Source organism: Moorena sp. SIO3B2 (genome assembly GCF_010692525.1).
In the GTDB taxonomy this organism is placed as follows: domain Bacteria; phylum Cyanobacteriota; class Cyanobacteriia; order Cyanobacteriales; family Coleofasciculaceae; genus Moorena; species Moorena producens.
In genome coordinates, this window is sequence record NZ_JAAHHE010000606.1 from 1 (window position 1) to 2,869 (window position 2,869).

A 2,869-nucleotide genomic window follows, 5' to 3' on the forward strand; every position below is an offset into this window, starting at 1 on the left:
TTCTTTATTACAGGAAAAACTTAGGAATTTAAAGGGTGAGTAAAAGGATTCGTTATCATTTGGATGAGCATATTAAATCGGTAATTGCCCGGGAATTACGCCATCGTGGAATTGATGTAACAACTACGGTTGAGGTACAGTTGAGAACTAAAAGTGATGAGTCTCAATACTCCCTACTCCCTACTCCCTACTCCCTTTGCTATAGCTGATAACTGATAGCTGATAGCTATCGATCGCATTTATTTACATTCTCCCTCAAAAAAAAAATTATAAAAACCCTTGACAAATTAAATTATAATCATTACGATTATATATGTAAACAAAAAGCAAAAGGTTACCCTTATGCCATCAGAATTTCCAACTAATAATCCAGACAACAATCCAGAGGATTCTTCCAACAAAAAAATCCGTGTTCAGCACATTTTAAAGGGCGACCGCAAGGCAGTAACTAATACCATGCATGCCCTGTATGCAATGGGCTACGCCCAAATATCCGAGTGGAGTCCTCTGCAGCGGACGGATGTTCCCGGAGAATTCATAACAATTATGACCAAGTACTTCAGGCTCCGTTAAAACGTTAAAGCGATGCAGAGGTGCGACCCGTGGCGAATTTAATTCGCCTACGGAAAACGCACCATTACGGTCTTGGGGGTTTCCCCCATGAGCGACTGCATCAAGACATTGCTGGGGGGTTTTCCCCCTGGCCAAACCATCCGGTCCAATAACATAGGAGCACGTCTGGATAGGTTATAAAACTGAATGACATAAGGTAACATTCCTAGCCGTGGATAGTATTTCTGCGGCTATTTTTTTTAAGGTTGGGATGTTGAAGGTTGAAGGTTGGGATGTTGAAGGTTGGGATGTTGAAGGTTGAAGGTTAGTTGGTTGAAGGTTGAAGGTTGGGATGTTGAAGGTTGAAGGTTGGGATGTTGAAGGTTGGGATGTTGAAGGTTGAAGGTTGGGATGTTGAAGGTTGAAGGTTGGGATGTTGAAGGTTGAAGGTTGGGATATTGAAGGTTGAAAGCACTGTAGGGTGGGCAAATTCTGAGAGTTTGACAATTTGATAAAGAATCATGTCCATTTGCCCACCCGACAAGAGCGATCGCACCAGGCGATCGCTACTTTGAGCCTAATATTTTGTCATATTCGGCGTGTGTTCCAATCCAAAACCAAGCTAGATCATTATCCTTTTCTACCGCAATCGCTCTGTAGTGTAAACCCACTCGAACTGACCAAAACCGACCTACTTTCTTGAAATGTAGTGAGGGATATCGAGGATCCTGTTTGAGCAACTCGTAACATCTATCGGCAAGTTCTTGGATTTCCGATGGTAGCTGTCGATAATAATACCAAAAATCTGGTGTAGCAAGATGTTTCACAAATCAGTACAATTTCCTTGTTGTAAATCTTTCAGTGCTTTGTCTGCTAGTGCATCTAGCCTACCAGCCGCAACATCTGCTTCAAATTGTCGATCCCAATTTGCTGCATCAAATTCTGCAAACCAAGTCCGAAATTTGGCGAGATCCTCACTAGACAGTTGACTGACAGCACGTTCAATTTCTCCTAAGTCACTCTTATTCATAAGCCCTAATTTTGTACAGATCTATTCAAATTATACCGGGGACTACTTATTTGTTTACATTTAATGGTTTGCACCCAAAAAGAGCGATCGCACTGAGTTATCGCGCAAGCATTCAGCCATCAGCGGTTAGCTGTCAGCCGTCAGCCTAATGTTTAAAATAAATCTCAAATGAGAGATATTTCTACTCCCTACTCCCTACTCCCTACTCCCTACTCCCTACTCCCAGATCCGCTGTTCCCTTTGCTAAAGCTGATAGTGTGATCGCATTCGGTTGGGTAGGGTGGGCAAATTCTGTAGCGAAGGCAATAATATCAACAATCCTGTCGATTTGCCCACCCTACTTTATCGGCTAAAGCTGATAGCTGAATACTTACATTATCGCTGTCGGGTCATGCCAATTATTGCGTCTACGGTAAAGTCTGAGATAGTGTCAAGTGTCGGGAGTATGTCAGTTCCGGCAAACACCAGTGGTAGCTCCTGGTTTTCCCAAACCCAGATTTGCTGTCGCTGAATATCGATTAGCCAAGCCAGCTGAGTCCCGTTGCTCAAGAGGTGCGACCCGTGGCGAATTTAATTCTTAATGCGGAAAGCGCACCTAAAGTGCAAAATTTTGTTCTGTAGGTCTAATGTGCTTTGGTCAGGGGAGCGAATTTCAATTAACCAGTCTGGTGAACCTTGCAGGGGGCCATCTTGATCTCTGAGGCGGACGCTTTTAACAACGACAATATCTGGTACAGGGGATAAGGGAGGAATGATGCACCGGAGTTCTTGAATAGCTTCGTATGCTTGGGTTTGATTGTTGATGGCGTTTACGAGGTTGCGTTGGAGGCGGGAATGAAACAGTGTTGGCATAGGCTTTTGCTTCGGGTGTCCATGGATGAATTCCCAAGCAGGAGATGCTTCTATATTCGGTTGTTGGAGAAAAGTGTCTAAGGAGTTAGTAATGCTGGGTGATTGCATAATTAAGTTAGCAGAAGAATGCTTAGCAATATTCCAGGTAGTTTTTGTAGGGTGCGTTAGGCGGTTTGGTTGATAAAAATAGATGATATTGCCATAGTTTAAGCCGTAACGCACCATTGTATTGGTTAAGGATATTTTGGTTTCAATTTGTATATAGATGGTGCGTTACATTTCACCGCGAAGCACCCTACAAGAGCGTACGCACTTGCGCTCCCACGAAGTGGCGCTGCGCGCCTACGGCGATCGCACTGATAATTCTTCACGAAGAATACGGCGTAGATCCCCTTGGGTGAGAGGTTGCTCATTGGGCAGTAGGAGATGTTTTTA

The 2,869-nt window shown here is 43.7% G+C and carries 6 protein-coding genes and 1 pseudogene; 3 read left to right on the plus strand and 4 right to left on the minus strand.

Annotated elements, in window-relative coordinates:
- The first annotated feature begins 35 nt into the window (after positions 1-35).
- The 3 genes from F6K38_RS38715 (at position 36) to F6K38_RS38725 (ending at position 725) form a co-directional block, all read left to right on the plus strand.
- Positions 36-209 (plus strand): hypothetical protein, encoded by a 174-nt coding sequence (locus F6K38_RS38715; RefSeq protein WP_287251688.1) that lies wholly within the window; start codon positions 36-38, stop codon positions 207-209.
- Positions 210-342: 133 nt separating this feature from the next.
- Positions 343-573 carry a hypothetical protein gene (locus F6K38_RS38720; RefSeq protein ID WP_009149621.1) on the plus strand — a complete coding sequence of 77 codons (231 nt, stop codon included), beginning with the start codon at positions 343-345 and terminating at the stop codon, positions 571-573.
- Between the two features lie 29 nt (positions 574-602).
- Entirely contained in the window at positions 603-725 is a 123-nt protein-coding gene (locus F6K38_RS38725) for a hypothetical protein (RefSeq protein WP_267872082.1), read from the plus strand.
- Positions 726-747: 22 nt separating this feature from the next.
- Here the strand turns inward: F6K38_RS38725 and F6K38_RS38730 are convergent, their stop codons facing one another.
- The 4 genes and pseudogenes from F6K38_RS38730 to F6K38_RS44635 all read right to left on the minus strand — a co-directional run bounded on the left by F6K38_RS38730 (position 748) and on the right by F6K38_RS44635 (position 2,542).
- The gene (locus tag F6K38_RS38730) at positions 748-1,059 is read right to left on the minus strand and encodes a hypothetical protein (protein WP_287263412.1); all 312 of its coding nucleotides are present in this window, start codon (positions 1,057-1,059) and stop codon (positions 748-750) included.
- A 59-nt stretch (positions 1,060-1,118) separates the two neighbouring features.
- Positions 1,119-1,379, minus strand: a complete 261-nt coding sequence (locus F6K38_RS38735; RefSeq protein WP_008186278.1) for a ParE family toxin-like protein — start codon at positions 1,377-1,379, stop codon at positions 1,119-1,121.
- Positions 1,376-1,582 carry a hypothetical protein gene (locus tag F6K38_RS38740; RefSeq protein ID WP_008186276.1) on the minus strand — a complete coding sequence of 69 codons (207 nt, stop codon included), beginning with the start codon at positions 1,580-1,582 and terminating at the stop codon, positions 1,376-1,378. The genes F6K38_RS38735 and F6K38_RS38740 overlap by 4 nt, the downstream gene beginning before the upstream one ends.
- Positions 1,583-1,957: 375 nt before the next feature.
- Positions 1,958-2,542, minus strand: a pseudogene (locus tag F6K38_RS44635) (Uma2 family endonuclease).
- Positions 2,543-2,869 lie beyond the last annotated feature (327 nt).

What these genes read in the sequence shown, in the direction of transcription:
- F6K38_RS38720 (WP_009149621.1), top strand. Translation starts at nt 343, where the DNA reads ATGCCATCAGAATTTCCAACTAATAATCCAGACAACAATCCAGAGGAT.
- F6K38_RS38740 (WP_008186276.1), bottom strand. Translation starts at nt 1,582, where the DNA reads ATGAATAAGAGTGACTTAGGAGAAATTGAACGTGCTGTCAGTCAACTG.